General features: G+C 65.4%; 12 protein-coding genes. 9 read left to right on the forward strand and 3 right to left on the reverse strand.

Going from position 1 to position 16,504, the window contains the following annotated elements:
- From nuoL to ACERIM_RS03430, 6 genes are all read left to right on the forward strand, one after another.
- Positions 1–2,058, forward strand: a complete 2,058-nt coding sequence (gene nuoL, locus ACERIM_RS03405) for an NADH-quinone oxidoreductase subunit L (RefSeq protein ID WP_373631234.1) — start codon at positions 1–3, stop codon at positions 2,056–2,058.
- Positions 2,055–3,578 carry a NuoM family protein gene (locus tag ACERIM_RS03410; RefSeq protein WP_006650274.1) on the forward strand — a complete coding sequence of 508 codons (1,524 nt, stop codon included), beginning with the start codon at positions 2,055–2,057 and terminating at the stop codon, positions 3,576–3,578. The genes nuoL and ACERIM_RS03410 overlap by 4 nt, the downstream gene beginning before the upstream one ends.
- Complete coding sequence (locus ACERIM_RS03415; protein WP_373631236.1) at positions 3,578–5,104, forward strand: NADH-quinone oxidoreductase subunit N; 1,527 nt, start codon at positions 3,578–3,580, stop codon at positions 5,102–5,104. The genes ACERIM_RS03410 and ACERIM_RS03415 overlap by 1 nt, the downstream gene beginning before the upstream one ends.
- Before the next feature lie 46 nt (positions 5,105–5,150).
- Positions 5,151–6,647 (forward strand): DHH family phosphoesterase, encoded by a 1,497-nt coding sequence (locus tag ACERIM_RS03420; RefSeq protein ID WP_373631238.1) that lies wholly within the window; start codon positions 5,151–5,153, stop codon positions 6,645–6,647.
- Positions 6,648–6,919: 272 nt separating this feature from the next.
- A complete protein-coding gene (locus ACERIM_RS03425; RefSeq protein WP_373631240.1) occupies positions 6,920–7,261 on the forward strand; it encodes a DUF4870 domain-containing protein in 342 nt (113 codons plus the stop codon).
- Positions 7,262–7,344: 83 nt separating this feature from the next.
- Positions 7,345–8,172 carry a CBS domain-containing protein gene (locus tag ACERIM_RS03430; RefSeq protein ID WP_373631241.1) on the forward strand — a complete coding sequence of 276 codons (828 nt, stop codon included), beginning with the start codon at positions 7,345–7,347 and terminating at the stop codon, positions 8,170–8,172.
- An 8-nt stretch (positions 8,173–8,180) separates the two neighbouring features.
- Here the strand turns inward: ACERIM_RS03430 and gatB are convergent, their stop codons facing one another.
- Positions 8,181–9,677: an Asp-tRNA(Asn)/Glu-tRNA(Gln) amidotransferase subunit GatB gene (gene gatB, locus ACERIM_RS03435; RefSeq protein ID WP_373631242.1), complete on the reverse strand. Its 1,497-nt coding sequence runs from the start codon at positions 9,675–9,677 to the stop codon at positions 8,181–8,183.
- A gap of 113 nt (positions 9,678–9,790) precedes the next feature.
- On the opposite strand from gatB, the gene ACERIM_RS03440 reads away from it, so the two are divergent.
- Together ACERIM_RS03440 and ACERIM_RS03445 are read left to right on the forward strand one after the other, a co-directional pair.
- On the forward strand, positions 9,791–10,036 hold the full coding sequence (locus ACERIM_RS03440) for an AbrB/MazE/SpoVT family DNA-binding domain-containing protein (RefSeq protein ID WP_006650269.1): 246 nt from the start codon (positions 9,791–9,793) through the stop codon (positions 10,034–10,036).
- The gene (locus ACERIM_RS03445; RefSeq protein WP_373631243.1) at positions 10,037–10,471 is read left to right on the forward strand and encodes a type II toxin-antitoxin system VapC family toxin; all 435 of its coding nucleotides are present in this window, start codon (positions 10,037–10,039) and stop codon (positions 10,469–10,471) included. It abuts the gene before it with no gap.
- Here ACERIM_RS03445 and ACERIM_RS03450 read toward each other — a convergent pair whose 3' ends face one another.
- Positions 10,472–12,496, reverse strand: a complete 2,025-nt coding sequence (locus ACERIM_RS03450; RefSeq protein ID WP_373631244.1) for an AMP-binding protein — start codon at positions 12,494–12,496, stop codon at positions 10,472–10,474.
- Between the two features lie 2 nt (positions 12,497–12,498).
- Positions 12,499–13,356 (reverse strand): SDR family NAD(P)-dependent oxidoreductase, encoded by an 858-nt coding sequence (locus ACERIM_RS03455; RefSeq protein WP_373631245.1) that lies wholly within the window; start codon positions 13,354–13,356, stop codon positions 12,499–12,501.
- Between the two features lie 111 nt (positions 13,357–13,467).
- Between ACERIM_RS03455 and ACERIM_RS03460 the strand changes: the two genes are divergently transcribed.
- The gene (locus ACERIM_RS03460; RefSeq protein ID WP_373631247.1) at positions 13,468–16,500 is read left to right on the forward strand and encodes a PAS domain S-box protein; all 3,033 of its coding nucleotides are present in this window, start codon (positions 13,468–13,470) and stop codon (positions 16,498–16,500) included.
- The last annotated feature ends 4 nt before the right edge of the window (positions 16,501–16,504 follow it).

Consider the following 16,504-nt stretch of genomic DNA (forward strand, 5'->3'; position numbering starts at 1 on the left):
ATGGCAGCAACAGCAACAGGACCGTTCGGATTCGCACCGGCGATCGCAGTGTTCCCGCTCGTGGCGTTCGTGATCACGCTCCTGTTCGGGAAGCACTTGCCGAAGAAGGGCGCGCTGCCGGGCATCATCGCGACCGGCGGGTCGCTCGTCGTCTCGCTGGTGATGGCCGCGGCCGTCGCAGGCGGCGACGCACATCACACGGAACTGTACGAGTGGACGGCCGGCGCAGCGGCGAGCGAAACCGGCGCGGAGACGATCGCCTTTACGTTCGGGATCCTGATCGATCCGCTCTCGGCGCTCATGCTGGTGATCGTCTCGCTGGTCGCCCTGCTCGTCCACGTCTTCAGCCTCGGCTACATGAACGCCGAAGGGGAGACCGGGCTGCGGCGGTACTACGCCGAACTCGGGCTCTTTACGTTCAGCATGCTCGCGTTCGTCTTCGCGGACAACCTGCTGATGGCGTTCATGTTCTTCGAACTCGTCGGCCTCTGTTCGTACCTGCTGATCGGGTTCTGGTTCCGCACGGAATCGGCCCCATCGGCCGCGAAGAAGGCGTTCCTGGTCACTCGCTTCGGTGACTACTTCTTCCTGATCGGGGTCGTCGCCATCGCGGCGACGTTCGGCACGGTCGGCTTCGCCGGCGAGGGCTCGTTCGTCACGGCCGCAGAGACGGCGATCGAGGACGGAGCAACGTTGTTCGGCTTCGACGCCCAGACGTGGGTGACGATCACCGGGCTGCTCGTACTGGGTGGCGTGCTGGGCAAGTCCGCGCAGTTCCCCTTCCACACCTGGCTGCCCGACGCGATGGAGGGTCCGACCACCGTCTCCGCGCTCATTCACGCGGCGACGATGGTCGCGGCCGGGGTCTATCTGGTCGCACGGATGTTCGGCTACTACGCGCTCTCGCCGACCGCGCTGTCGATCATCGCCTTCGTCGGCGGCTTCACCGCCCTGTTCGCGGCGACGATGGCCGTCGTCAAAGACGACGTCAAGCAGGTGCTTGCCTACTCGACGATCAGCCAGTACGGATACATGATGCTCGGACTGGGCGTCGGCGGCTACGTCGCCGGCGTCTTCCACCTGATGAACCACGCCTTCTTCAAGGCCTTACTGTTCCTCGGTGCCGGCGCGGTCATCATCCTCATGCACCACGAACAGGACATGTGGGAGATGGGCGGCCTGAAAGACAAAGCGCCCGTCGTCTACTACACGTTCCTCGCTGGCGCGCTCGCGCTCGCAGGGATCGTCCCGTTCTCCGGCTTCTGGTCGAAAGACGAGGTACTGTTTGACGCGCTGGCCGTCGGCCTCTCCGAACCAGTCATCCTCGCGGCCTACGCGATGGGACTGGTGGCCGTGTTCTTCACCGGCTTCTACACGTTCCGGATGGTCTTCCTGACCTTCCACGGCGAACCTCGGTCCGACACCGCCGAGGACCCCCACCCGGTTGGGTGGGCGGTCAAGGTCCCGCTGCTCGCGCTCGGGACCCTTGCCGCCGTCGCTGGCCTCGTGAACATGGCCCCGATCGCGAAGCTCGCGGGGGTCGACATCACGTTCCTCGAGTTCTGGCTCGACGGCGAGTACGGCTACGTCGAGGGGCTGACCTACCACCACTACCACGAGACGGTCGCCGAGATGGCCTTCGAAGAATCCTACATCGGCTCCGAGACGACGACGATGCTGCTGAGTGCCGGCCTCTCGCTCGGGCTCGCACTCGCCGGCGCGTTCACGGCACACACGCTGTACAACGTGCCCGACCCGGACCGCCACACGACGAAACTCGGCGGCGCCTACAGCGTCCTCAAAAGCAACTACTACCAGGACGAGTATCAGGTCTGGCTCGCCGAAGGCTTCACCCTGCCGCTGGCGCGGGCAGCCGACCGGTTCGACCAGACCGTCATCGACGGCGTGGTCAACGGCACCTCACAGATCAGCCTGTTCGGCAGCGACTGGGTGAAACGGATCCAGACGGGTATCGTGACTAACTACGCGGCACTGTTGGTGGGCGGGTTCATCGCCTTACTGCTCGTCCTCGGCTATCTCGGAGGGTGGTTCGCATGATGATCGAAGCACTGATCGCGGTCGCACTGATCGGCGCGCTCGTTACGTTCGTCGCGCCGAATCGCATCGCCGGCAAGCTGGCCTTCGCGATCAGCCTCGTGCCGGCGGCCCTATCGCTGTGGCTGTTCGGGGCCTTCGACGGCAGCGGGAACGCCCTCCGGGGCGGCGAACTCGCCTTCGAATCACAGGCGGCCTGGCTCGAGATCGGCGACTACTCGATTTCGTGGTTCGTCGGCCTCGACGGGATCAGCCTCCCGCTGGTCGTCCTGACGACGATCCTCTGTACGCTCGCGATCGTCAGCTCGTGGACCCCGATCGACGAACGCCAGTCGCAGTTCTACGGACTGATCCTGTTCATCGAGGCGATGCTGATCGGCGTCTTCTCGGCGCTTGACTTCTTCCTCTGGTTCGTCTTCTGGGAGGCGGTCCTGATCCCGATGTACCTGCTGATCGGGATCTGGGGCGGCCCGCGCCGGAAGTACGCCGCGATCAAGTTCTTCGTCTACACGAACGTGGCGTCGCTGGTCATGTTCGGCTCCTTCGTCGCGCTGGTCTTCGGACTGGGCGACGTGACCTCCTTCGCACTGCCGGAGGTCGCGACCGCGATGCTCGAGGGCGGCCCTGACGGCCTGTTCGGTCTCAGCGGAACGACCCTCGCGTCGGTCGTCTTCATCGGCCTGTTCCTCGGCTTCGCGGTGAAGGTGCCGATCGTGCCGTTCCACACGTGGCTGCCCGACGCCCACGTCGAGGCACCGACGCCGGCCTCGATCCTGCTGGCCGGCGTCCTGCTGAAGATGGGGACCTACGCGCTGTTGCGGTTCAACTTCACGATGTTCCCCGACCAGGTCGAGGCCTACGCGGTGCCGATCGCGGCGATCGCCGTCATCAGCGTCATCTACGGCGCGATGCTGGCGCTTGCCCAGACCGACCTGAAACGGATCGTCGCCTACTCCTCCGTGTCGTCGATGGGCTATGTCATCCTCGGGCTGGTCGCGTACACTCAGTTCGGGGTCGGCGGTGCGACCTTCCAGATGATCTCCCACGGGCTGATCTCCGGACTGATGTTCATGGCCGTCGGGGTCATCTACAACGCGACCCACACGCGGATGGTCACCGACATGTCCGGGCTGGCAGACCGGATGCCGATCGCGGTCGGCGTGCTGATCGCCGGCGCGTTCGGCTACATGGGACTCCCGCTGATGAGCGGCTTCGCCGCCGAGTACTTCATCTTCTTCGGCTCCTTCGGCTCCGAGCTGCTGTCGTACTCGGCGCTGTTTACCTCGCTGGCGATGTTCGGCATCGTCATCGTCGCGGGCTATCTCCTGTTTGCGCTCCAGCGGACCGTCTTCGGCCCGTATCGACTCGAAACCGACTACGAGGTCGGCCGCGCCCCGGTTCACGACGTCGCGTCGCTGCTCGTGTTGCTCGGACTCGTCGTCCTGCTTGGCGTGGCCCCCGACCTGATCTTCGACATGATAACCGACGCAATCGATCCGATCGTCCAGGGAGGTGACCTCTGATGGCGGTCATCGACCTCCCCCAGTGGCTGGCGCTCGCACCGGCACTGATACTCGCCGCGACGGCGCTCGTGCTGTTCGTATTCGACAGCATCAACCCGCACTCGACGAACCGAACCGTCCTCTCCGGGACGACCGTTATCGGCGCGTTGGCCTCGCTGGCCGTCGCCGTCTGGTACGCCGCCGCGGGCGTCGGTGCGACGGGGATCGAGAACTACGGCGTCATCGACATCATGGACGGCCAGTTCGTCGTCGACCAGCTAGCGCTGTTCTTCATGATCGTCGTGGCGATCGTCACCGCCTTAGTCGCGGTCGCGAGCCACGACTACCTGCAGGACCACACCTACCAGGCCGAGTACTACTCGCTGCTGGTCCTCGCGGCAACCGGAATGTCGATGATGGCCGTCTCGAACAGCCTCGTGACGGTCTTCATCGCACTCGAACTGACGAGCCTGCCGTCGTACGCCCTGGTTGCGATCTTGAAGGACAACCGTGGCAGCGTCGAAGCCGGCCTGAAGTACTTCCTGATCGGCGCGCTGTCGTCGGCGATCTTCGTCTACGGCGTCAGCCTGGTCTACGGCGCGACCGGCTCCTTGCAGCTCGAGGCGATCGCGGCGAACCTCGACGCGGCCGGTGAAATGGGCGGTCTGCTCGGACTGGGCATCCTCATGTTGATCGGCGGCATCGCGTTCAAGACCGCGAGCGTGCCCTTCCACTTCTGGGCCCCCGAGGCCTACGAGGGCGCGCCCGCACCGATCTCCGCGTTCCTCTCCTCGGCCTCGAAGGCCGCCGGCTTCGTCCTCGCCTTCCGCGTGTTCACGACCGCGTTCCCGCTCGAGGCGACGACGGCGGTGATCGGCGTCGACTGGACGTGGGCCTTCGTCATCCTGGCGATCGTCACGATGACGCTCGGCAACTTCGCAGCGGCGACCCAGGAGAACGTCAAGCGGATGCTCGCTTACTCCTCGATCGGCCACGCGGGCTACGTGCTGATCGGACTGGCGGCGCTCTCGACGTCCTCCGGCGACCTCGTCATGGGCGCGGCGATGATCCACCTGCTGGTCTATGGCTTCATGAACACGGGCGCGTTCCTGTTCGTGGGGCTGGCCGAATACTGGGGCGTCGGCCGTACCTTCGAGGACTACAACGGGCTCGCGACCCAGGCACCGGTCGCCTGCGCCGCGATGGCCGTCTTCATGTTCAGCCTCGCGGGTATCCCGCCCTTCGGCGGGTTCGGGAGCAAGTACCTCCTGTTCAGCCACACGATCGAGGCAGCCACCGAGAACACGGCGCTGCTCGCCGCCGCCGCGGCGCTCGTGATCAACAGCACGCTCTCGCTGTACTACTACTCCCGGCTGGTCAAGGCGCTGTGGATCGAGGAGCCGCTCCTCGAACGGGACACGCTCGCGAAACCGACCGGCCTCTACGCGGCGATCGTCGCCGCCGCCGTCGTGACCGCGGTCATCCTCGCGGCGTTCGGCCCGATCGCCGACGTCGCGACCGAGGCGGCCGCGACGGTCGTCGGCTGAGCCGCACCCGGTAGCTTTTACCCGCCGGGGTCGCAAGCCGCGACAAATGTGTTTCCGGCTCGTGCTCGGCTGCGGCTCCGTCTGTCGGGGAGTCATCGATCATCTCGCCGAGCGCGACGGCCGACTGCTCGTCGTCACCGACGACGCGGGCGTCGTCGAAACGCTGCGAGACGAGAGCATCCCGGCTCGAGACGGTGATCCGAGCGATCCAGCGACCGTCGCCGCCGTCGACCAACCGGACGTGATCTTCGTCGGCAGCGACCGCACCGACGTCAACCGGGCCGCGCTCGAGGCCGCACGCGATCGGTTCCCCGGGGCCGCGATCGTGGCCTATCTGGGCGGCAACGCGACGGCCGCGGATCGAGAGCGCTTCGACGCCCTCGCGGACAGAGTCGTCGGCCCCGCGAGCGCGCTGTCGGAGTGGGTCCTCGCGGAAGCGGCGAGCCCGTCGGCCGAGTCGGCGATCGAACTCCGAGACCAGCTTTCCGGGATCGACGGCCGGCTCGCGGTCATGGCCCACGACAACCCCGATCCCGACGCGATCGCCAGCGCGGTCGCGCTGGCCGACATCGCCGAGTCCGTCGGCGTCCCGGCCGACGCCTGCTACTTCGGCGACATCTCCCATCAGGAGAACCGGGCGATGGTCAACTTACTCGAGTTGGACCTGCGGAACCTCGGACCCACGGAGTCGCTCGAGGAGTATTCGGCCTTCGCGCTGGTCGACCACTCCCGGCCGGGGGTCAACGACCAGCTCCCCACGGAACTGCACGTCGACATCGTCATCGACCATCACCCGCCGCGCGGGCCGGTGCCCGGCGAGTTCGTCGACCTCCGTCAGGGTGCGGGCGCGACCAGTACCGTCCTGACCGAGTACATAGAGCGGTTCGATCTGGGGTTCGATCCGTCGACGGCGACGGCGCTGTTGTACGGCATCCGTGTCGACACGAACGACTTCACCCGCGAGGTCTCCCCCGCCGACTTCCGGGCTGCGTCGGTGCTGTCGCCCCACGCGGACGCGTCGGTCCTGCGCCAGATCGAGCAGCCGTCGCTCGAGGGCGACACCCTCGAGACGATCGCGCGGGCGATCAAGAACCGGATCCAGCGCGACTCGGTCGCGGTGGCCAGCGTCGGCCGGATCGGCGACCGGGATGCGCTGCCCCAAGCCGCCGACCAGCTGCTCGCGATGGAGGGCGTCGAGACGACGCTCGTCTTCGGCTTCAACGACCAGATGGTCTACGTGTCGGCCCGCTCGCGGGCCGCCGACGTCGATCTCGGCGAGACGCTCCGGGACGCGTTCGACCGGATCGGCAGCGCCGGGGGCCACGCCGACATGGCCGGCGCACAGCTCGAGATCGGCATTCTGGGCAGCGCCGACGACGAGGCGGAGATCGAGTCGATCGTCAGCGTCGTCGAGGAGGTGATCACCAACCGCTTCTTCGAGGCGATCGAGACGCGGCCGGGGGTCCCGGTCGGGGCCTACACCCAGACCAGCGAGTGGCTGTTCACGAAACGTGGCGAGCCGGACGGCGGCGAGTCGGTCTGACGCGATAGTTGTGGTGTAGTGTTAAGAGGGATGCTATTAGTCCACTTCCGCCTCATCGAAGTTGAAGTATATCTCGGTATCTCTGCACGTTCGACCTGAGCCGGAAAATGGATCGTAATAGTATATTCCACCTTTTGCAACAGTGCCTTTGGCCTGCCCCTTAGATTGTTAATATCACATAAGTACAAAAGTATTTGTGAGACTGTTATTGATATAAATATGTGTCCACAGAGTCATCAACAGCCAATCCCGAGCGGAGAACGTGGTTAGGTGTGGGCGTACACGTTATTGGACTGTGTTTCTCGGTCCTCGGAGTAGGACTCGTATATCTCGTCTCGAGTACCGATTTCGATAGCCGGAACGCGAAAAACGCCTTGAATTGGCATATTCCGTTCTTCATCGCGTGGAACGGGAGCGCGGTCGTCGCATTCATCGGCGTCGGTCTCGCGTCCGCCGGATCGGTCGGATCGATCGTTCCTCGACTCTTGCTCCTGCTCGGGTTGTTCGGGCTACTGGTACTCGGTCTCGCCAATCTCGTCGTCTGCTTCGTGGCGACGGGTAAAGCGTTCAACGGAGAATCGTGGGAGTATCCCGTCGTCCCCGAACTCGTTTAAGGAACATCCGACCGTCTGAAGCGCGACCCACGACCGGCCACCCGGAAGACACGCTTTTCCACGCGGGGGTCCTCGACCCATCCATGGAGGTCGTGTCGGACCGAACGAAGCCCAAGGTCAAAGACTACATGACGCGCGACGTCGCGACGGTATCGCCGGACGAAACCGTCGGCGAGGTCTCGGCCCGGATCGCGGAGAGCGACGAACACAGCGGCTTTCCGGTCTGTGAGCGCCGCCGCGTCGAGGGCTTCATCAGCGCCCGCGACCTGCTGCTGGCCGACGACGACGACCCGATCTTCACCGTGATGGCGACCGATCTGCTCGTCGCCCACCCCGACATGAAGGTGACCGACGCCGCGCGGGTCATCCTCCGGTCGGGCATCCAGAAGCTCCCCGTCGTCGACGACGCGGGCAACCTCGTGGGGATCATCTCCAACGCCGACGTCATCCGCAGCCAGATCGAGCGGGCCACTCCGGAGAAGGTCGGCAAACTCAAGCGGACCTTAGAGCAGATCCACGAGATCGAACTGGCCGAGGAACGGCGTACCATCGCCCTCGCCGACCTCACACCCACCCAGGGTCGGGTCTACGCCGACGAACTCGAGGGCCGCCGGTACGAACTCGAGCGGGGGCTGGCCGAGCCGCTGGTGGTCATCGACAACGGCGGCACGCTCTTGCTGGCCGATGGCCACCACCGCGTGCTGGCGGCCGACCGGCTGGACATCGACGAAATGGACGCCTACGTCATCGTCATCGATCACGAGATCGATCTGGGAATGGCCCGCACGGCGGAAAAGGAAGACTTGGAACGGATCGACGACATCGACGTCGTCGACTACGCGCGTCACCCGCTCGTCCAGACGACGAAGCGACTCCAGTCCGACGGCAGCGGAACGGACGACGAGCAATAGCGCGGGACTTAGCCCTCGAGTTCGGCCCGCAGCAGCTGGTTCACGTCGCCCGGATCCGCACTCCCGCCGGTCTTCTGCATGACCTGCCCGACCAGGAAGTTGATCGCGCCGTCGTCACCGCTCTCGTAGTCGTCGACGGCGTCGGGGTTCTCGTCGATGGCCTCGACGACCGCTTGCTGGACTTCGTCCTCGCCGGTCTTGCCAAGTCCCTCCTCGGCGACGACCTCGTCGGGGGTTCGGCCGTCGTCGAGCATCGACCGCAGGACGGTCTCGCGGGCGTTTTTCGCCGTGATCTCGTCCTCGGCGACGAGTTCGACCAGACGTTTGATCTCCTCGAGGCGGCCCTCGATCTCCGTAATTTCGATGTCGCGGTAGTTGAGTTCACCCAGCAGGTTGTCCGCGACCCACGTCGCCGCCAGATCGGGGTCGAACTCGCCGGCGACGTCCTCGTAGAAGTCCGCGACCTGCTTCGTGGAGGTGAGTTTGGAAGCGGCCTCCTCGCTCAGGCCGTACTCCGCCTGGAACCGTTCCCGGCGGGCCGAGGGAAGTTCCGGGATCTCGATCTCGTCTTTCCAGTCCGAGACCCGAAGCGGCGGCAGGTCGGCCTCCTCGAAGTAGCGGTAGTCCTTCTCCTCCTCTTTCGACCGCATCGAGACCGTAATGCCGCGGGACTCGTCCCAGTGACGGGTCTCCTGCTCGACCGCGCGGCCCCGTTGGATGGCGTTTTTCTGGCGCGTCTCCTCGTAGGCCAGGGCCTTCTCGGCGCCCTTGTGACTCGAGATGTTCTTGACCTCGGTTCGGTTAGCCGACTCGAGTGCGTCGATCCCGATCTCGTCGGTGTCGTCGCCCTCGATGTCTTCCTCGGGAATGATCGAGAGGTTGGCGTCGATCCGCAGGCTGCCGTCGCGCTCGGCGTCGAAGACGCCCAGGTACTCGAGGACTTCCTCGAGTTCCGCGAGGAAGGCCCGGACCTCGCCGGGGCTGCGGAAGTCCGGCGCGGTGACGATCTCCATCAGCGGCGTCCCGGCGCGGTTGTAGTCGACGAGGGTGTACTCCGCGGAGTCGATGCCGCCACCGCCGCCGACGTGCTGGAGGCTGCCGGGGTCTTCTTCCAAGTGGGCCCGTTCGATCGCGACGGTCCGACGCTGGCCCTCGACGGCGATCTCGAGCGCGCCGTCCTGACAGATCGGCTCGTCGTACTGGGTGATCTGGAAGTTCTTGGGGAGGTCGGGGTAGTAGTAGTTCTTCCGGTGGAACCGGGTCTCCTCGGGAATGTCGGCGTCGATCGCCTTGCCGATCTTGACCGCGGCTTCGACGGCCCCCTCGTTCAGCACCGGGAGCGCCCCCGGCAGGCCGAGACAGACCGGGCAGACGTTGTCGTTGGGCTCGTCGCTCGGCTCGGTCGAACAGCCACAGAAGATCTTCGTGTCGGTCTCCAGCTGGACGTGGACCTCGAGGCCGATGACGGTCACGAGGTCGCCCTGCTGGACGGTCTGGGCAGTCATTAGAGGCGATTCGGCCCCACAGGGGTAAAACGTAACGGGACGCGCTCGTTTCGTCGCCGCTCAAGTAGTGTGCCACCACACTATATTTGTGCCTTCAGCGACTAACATCGAGTATGAGTACCGATCGGGTCGACGCCGAAAGCAAGGTCTCCGGGAATCAGGCCAATATTCCCGCGCGAATCCGTCGACAACTCGATATCGATGACGGTGATCGACTTCGGTGGCACGTCGGAGATGACGGAACGGTCCGAGTGGAGGTCGTTCACCGCCGCGGTGGCTCGTTCGCTGATTTCACCGGATACGACGGTGACGAGGAGACCGACGCAACGACGGATCACGACGCCTGGGGAGTCGAATAGATGCCGCGTGCGGTCGTCGATACGTCGGTGCTGTTTGCCGCGAGTTACCGCCGAGACGGGGCACACGAAGCCGCACTTCCGATTCTTCGCGGGATCGACGATCAGTCCCTGCCCGAGGCGATCGTCCTCGATTACGTTCTCGCGGAGACGCTCAATGGACTGACGACACACGCTGGTCACGAGCCGGCCGTCGATTTTCTCGACCGTATAGAAGAAAACGCCAGATTTCACCTCGTTTCGATATCAGCTGATACGTTGGCGACAGCGAAATCGCTGTTTCGCCGGCATAGCGGCCTTTCGTTCGTCGACGTTTGTATTGTCGCGTATATGCAAGCCAACGATGTCGAATGCCTGTACGCGTTCGACGACGATTTCGATCGCGTCGACGAGATCACTCGACTCGGGACCGCGACGAATCCGTACGATCCGCGCTGACTACCGCGCGTCCTCGAGTTCCTCGAGCGCCGCCGGGTTCTCGATGCTGCTCATGTCGCCCAGGTCCTCGCCGGTGTAGGTGGCTTGGATGGCCCGACGAATGATCTTGCCCGACTGGGTCTTGGGGAACTCGTCGACGAACAGCACCTCGCGCGGGCGGAACGGTTTGCCCAGTTCCTCGCCGACCTGCGCGCGCAGTTCCTCGCGGAGGTCGTCGGTCTCCTCGTAGCCGTCCTCGAGGACGACGTAGGCGACGACGGCGGTGCCGGTGGTATCGTCGGGCGCGCCGATGGCGGCGGCCTGGTTGACCGCCGCGTGGTCGATGAGCGCGCCTTCGACCTCCGCGGGCCCGACCTTCCGGCCGGCCACGTTGAGGGTGTCGTCGGCCCGGCCGTGGAGGAACCAGAAGCCGTCCGCGTCCTTCTGGGCCCAGTCGCCGTGGTCCCACATGTCCTCGAAGGTCGACCAGTACTCGTTGAGGTAGCGCTCGTCGCCCGACCACAGCGATTTGGTCATCGAGGGACAGGAGTCACGCGCGACGAGGTAGCCGCGTTCGTTGTCCTCCTTGACCGAATTGCCCTCGCGATCGACGACGTCGATGTCCATCCCGAGGCCGGGCCCGCCGAGCGTACAGGGCTTGAGCGACTCGGTCGGCATCGGCATCAGGAAACAGCCACAGATCTCGGTGCCGCCGGAGATGTTGATGATCGGGGCCTCGCCGCCGCCCACGTTCTCGTGGAACCAGTGCCAGGACTCGGGATCCCACGGCTCGCCCGTCGAGCCCAGAATTCGCAGCGAGGAGAGGTCGTGGCCCTCGAGCCACTCGTCCCCGTGCTTGCGCAGCGCCCGAATGGCGGTCGGCGAGATGCCGAACTGGGTGAGCTTGTGGCGGTCGATCATCTCCCAGAACCGGTCGGGCTCGGGGTAGTCCGGCGCGCCCTCGTACATGAAGACGGTGCCGCCGAAGGTGTGGGTCCCGATCAGGCTCCAGGGGCCCATCATCCAGCCGATGTCGGAGACCCAGAAGAACCGGTCCGCGGGCTTGAGATCCATCCCGAAGTGGACCTCCTTGGGACACTGGACCTGCACGCCCGCGTGGGTGTGAACGATGCCCTTCGGTTTGCCCGTGGTGCCCGACGAGTACAGCAGCATCGACTCCTGACTCGAGGGCAGCGATTTCGTCTCGTAGTCGTCGGCGGCGGTTTCGACGGCGTCGGCCCACCACTCGTCGCGGTCGTCGTCCCAGGGGACTTGATGTTCGTTCCGCTCATCGCTCGAGCCCAATCGATCGAAGACGATCGTGGACTCGACATGGCCGGCCTCCTCGATCGCCTCGTCGGCGGCGGACTTGAGGAAGACCGGATCGCCGCGCCGGTAGAAGCCGTCGCCGGTAAAGAGGACCGAACACTCCGAATCCGCGATCCGGGTCGCGGCCGCGTCGACGCCGAAGCCCGAGAAGATCGGTACTGCGATCGCGCCGACCTTGAAACAGCCATAGAGGATCGAGACGACCTCCGGCACCATCGGCATGTAGAGCCCGACCGTGTCGCCGGTGCCGATGCCGCGTTCCTCGAGCGCGTTCGCGACCTGATTCGCTCCCCGGTGGAGTTCGTGGTACGTGACTTCGCGGACCTCGCCGTGTTCGCCTTCCCAGATCGTGGCGACCTTGTTCCGGCGCTCCTCGTCGAGGGCGGCGTGGCGGTCGACGACGTTGTGGGCGATGTTGAGTTCGCCGTCAGGGTACCAGTCGGTGAACTGCGGTCCCTCGCTGTCGTCCCGTACCTCGTCGTAGGGCTCGTAGAACTCGATCCCGAGGTAGTCGACCAGTTCGTCCCAGAACCACTCGACGCCGCTGTCGGGTTCGCCCTCGAGATCGGTCGTCGTCCGCTCGATGAGTTCCTCGTAGTCGTCGATCCCGTAGGTCTCCATGAACTCGGCGACGTTCGTCGACTCGACGAACTCCTGGCTCGGTTCGTGGGCGATCTCGTCGATGTCCTCAAGGCTTGGGCTCGTGTTCCCGGACATTGTCACTCGTAGGTTAGCGTCATGCCACCATCAAACAACAGGTCGCCGCCGTCCAGGTGCCGGCCGAGATCCGAGAAGCCGAGCAAAAAGAGGTTGGCGACGTCGATCGGTTCCATCATCTCCGTGACTCGAGACTGACCGAGCATCACGTCCTCGATCACCTCGTCGACCGAGATGCCGCGCTGTTCGGCGGTATCCTCGAGTTGAGCGGTCACCAGCGGCGTCTTCACGTAGCCGGTGCTGAGAGAGAACGCTCGGATCTGCCCCTCGCCCTCGGCGGCGATCGACTGGGTCAGTCCCCGCAGGCCGAACTTCGAGACGTTGTACGCGACCTTGTCGCTCGTGACGTAGTGACCGTGGACAGACGCCATGTTGCCGACACACCCCTGGCCGTCGTCGGTCTCTCGGAAGTGTGGGAGACACAGTTTCGAGAGATACAGCGGGGCCCGGAGCATGATTCGATGCATCAGGTCGTAGGTCTCCATCGGGAACTCGTCGATGGGGTCGATGTGTTGCATCCCGGCGACGTTCGCGAGGTACTTGAGATCGCCCAGCTGTGCGGCCTCGTCGACGATCCGCTCGATGTCGTCGTCGACCGTGAGATCGCCGGGGATCGCCTCGATCTCGCCCTCGAGGCCGAGGTCCTCGCCGCGAGCCACCGTCCCGTCGAGGCCGTCTTCGTCGACGTCGGTCGCCGCGACCGTGAGGCCGTTACCGGCGGCGGCCAGTGCGGTCGCTCGGCCGATACCGGAGGCTCCGCCAGTCACGAGACAGACGTTGCGGTCGGTAAACGAATCATCGGGGAACCGGTAGATCTCGTCGTCGTCGACCGTCGGTGCCGTGACTTTCGTCTGGGACATGTTTTCCGTCTGCCACTCACCGCGGACGGGCATAAAAGTATCCGCGGCCGCGGTTCGCTGGCCGCTCGCGCCGGCGAACGTCTTTTGCCGTTCTACGGCGTTCGACGTAGCATGAGTACCCGAGCCGGGACCGACGAGGGTGCCTTCTGGGGCGACGCCACCGACGACGTCGCGCTCGAGCGCTATCGGACGCTCGTCAACACGATCGACGACGCGATCTACCAGCTCGACACCGACGGTTGCTTCGTCGCGGTCAACGATGGCATCGTCGAGGCGACCGGCTACGCCCGCGAGGACCTCCTCGGCGAACACGTCTCGCTCGTCCTCGCCGACGACGACGTGGCCCGCGTCGAACGCGAGATCACGAACCGGATCGCCGCGAACGACGACGAGATCGCGACCTTCGAACTCGCCGTTCGAACTGCCGACGGCGACGCGATCCCCTTCGAACTCCGCGTCAACCTGCTGCTCGAGGACGGCGAGTTCCGGGGGACCATCGGCGTCGCCCGCGACCGCTCCGAGAAGCGCCGTCGACAGGACACGCTCGCGTCGGCGATCGCCTCCTACGAGTCGATCACGAGCGTCATCGACGGGGCCGACATCGGCGCCATCGTCCTCAACGAGCAGTGTGAGATCGAGTGGGCCGACGAGTCCGTCGAGGAGTACTTCGGCCTCGATCGCGCGAGTCTCATCGGACGGGACAACCGGACGGTCGTCGACGAAGTCCTCAAACACCGGGTCGACGATCCCGGGTGCTTCGCAGCGACCGTCCTGTCGTCGTACGACGACGAGCGCTACGTCGACGGGTTCGAGTGTCGGATCACTGGCGACGGCGACCACGAGGACCGCTGGCTGTCCTACCAGAGCAAACCGATCGAATCGGGAGAGTTCGCCGGCGGACGGGTCGAGTTCTACTACGATATCACCGATCAGAAGGAGTCGAAGGGTGCGCTCCGGGAGAGCGAAGCGGCGTTCCGGTCGCTGGTCGACGCCGTCGAGGAGTACGCCATTTTCCGGCTCGATACCGACGGACACGTCGTCAGCTGGAACGAGGGGGCGCGCCAGATCAAGGGCTACGAGCGCGCGGCGATCCTGGGCGAACACTTCTCGCAGTTTTACACCGACGCGGACCGGGCCGCGGGCGTTCCCGCACGGAACCTCGAGCGGGCCCTCGAGAACGGCTCCGTCGAGGACGAGGGGTGGCGCGTTCGTGCGGACGGGACGCGGTTCTGGGCGAACGTCACGATCACGTCGGTCCGGGACGACGACGGTACCCACCGGGGCTATCTGAAGGTGACGCGGGACATGACGGACCGCAGGGAGCGCGAGCGCGAACTCGAGAGCGAACTGCAGCGTATCCTCGGGCGGATCTCCGACGCTTTCTATGCGGTCGACGACGAGTTCCGGTTCACCCACGTCAACGATCGTGCGGCGGAGTTGCTGGAACGCTCCGAGGAGGAACTCCTCGGGGAACGCCTCTGGGACGTGTTTCCCGACCTCAACGAGATCGACGAGGTCTGGGACGCCTTCCATACGGCCCTGGAGTCCCAGGAGCCGACCAGCTACGAACTCTACTACGACACGCTCGATTTCCGGGTCGAGGCGAACCTCTATCCTTCCGAGACCGGGATCTCGGTCTACTTCCGGGACGTTACCGAACGGCGGGAACGGGAACGCGAACTCGAGCGGACCGAGCGGCGCTTCGAGGCTATCTTCGAGGACCCGAACATCCTCGTTGGACTGCTTGAGCCCGACGGGACGGTGATCGACGTCAACGGAACCGCCATGGAGTACGTCGACGCGGAGCTGACGGACGTGATCGGCGAGCAGTTCTGTGAGACGCCGTGGTGGGGCGGGGAGTCCGCGGACGTTCGAGAGGACGTCAGGGAGTGGACCGAACGAGCCGCCGCCGGCGAGTACGTCAACTTCGAGGCCGACCTCTCCAGACCGGACGGGGAGCGATACACCCTGAATGGTGTCTTCCGGCCGGTCACGAACGACGACGGCGACGTCGTCTCGATCGTCGTCTCGGACCGGGACATCACGGAGCGCAAGAAACGCGAGCGCGAACTCGAGGAGTCCGAACAGCGCTATCGCACGCTGGCCGAGAACTTCCCGAACGGCGTCGTCACGCTGTTCGACCACGACCTCGAGTACACGCTGGCGGCGGGCCAGGGCTTCGAGAAGATCCCGGTCGACCCGGCCGACATCGAGGGCAACCACTACGCGGACGCCTGGGACGCGGCGACCAGCGACGCGCTCGAGCCGGCGCTTCGGGGCGCGCTCGAGGGCGAGCAAGGGGCGGTCGAACTCGAGTACGCCGACCGCGAGTGGGTCGTCTACACGGTCCCGATCACCGATACCCGCGGCGACGTCTTCGCCGGCGTGACGATGGCCCACGACATCACCGAGCGCAAGGAGTACCAGCGCAGACTCGAGGAGACGGTCGAGCGCCTCGAAGAGTCGAACAAACGGCTCGAGCAGTTCGCCTACGCGGCCTCCCACGACCTGCAGGAACCCCTGCGGATGGTCTCGAGCTACCTCCAGCTGATCGAGGGCCGCTATGCCGATGCCCTCGACTCGGACGGACGGGAGTTCCTCGAGTACGCCGTCGACGGGGCCGAACGGATGCGCGACATGATCGACGGGCTGCTTGCCTACTCGCGAGTCGAAACCCAGGGCGAGCCGCTCGAGCCCGTCGCCCTCGAGACCGTCTTCGACGACGTCCTCGAGGACCTGCAGTTACGGCTCGAGGAGACCGACGCGGCGCTCGAGGTCGGGGAGTTGCCCCGCGTCGAGGGCGACGCCAGCCAGCTCCGGCAGGTGTTCCAGAACCTCCTGAGTAACGCCCTCGAGTACAGCGGCGACGAGCCGCCCCGCGTCCGCGTCGACGCCGAGCGCCGCGGCGAGGACTGGGTGGTCTCGGTCCACGACGAGGGGATCGGGATCGACCCCGACGATCAGGACCGCATCTTCGAGGTCTTCGAACGGCTGCACGGTCGCGAGGCCCACGCCGGCACCGGGATCGGGCTCGCGCTCTGTCAGCGCATCGTCGAACGCCACGGCGGCGAGATCCGCGTCGATTCCGAGCCGGGCGAAGGGGCAACGTTTTCGGTCGTGTTGCCCGCGGCGGACGCCGAGTGAGCGA

The organism is Natrinema sp. H-ect1 (assembly GCF_041821105.1).
GTDB lineage: Archaea > Halobacteriota > Halobacteria > Halobacteriales > Natrialbaceae > Natrinema > Natrinema thermotolerans.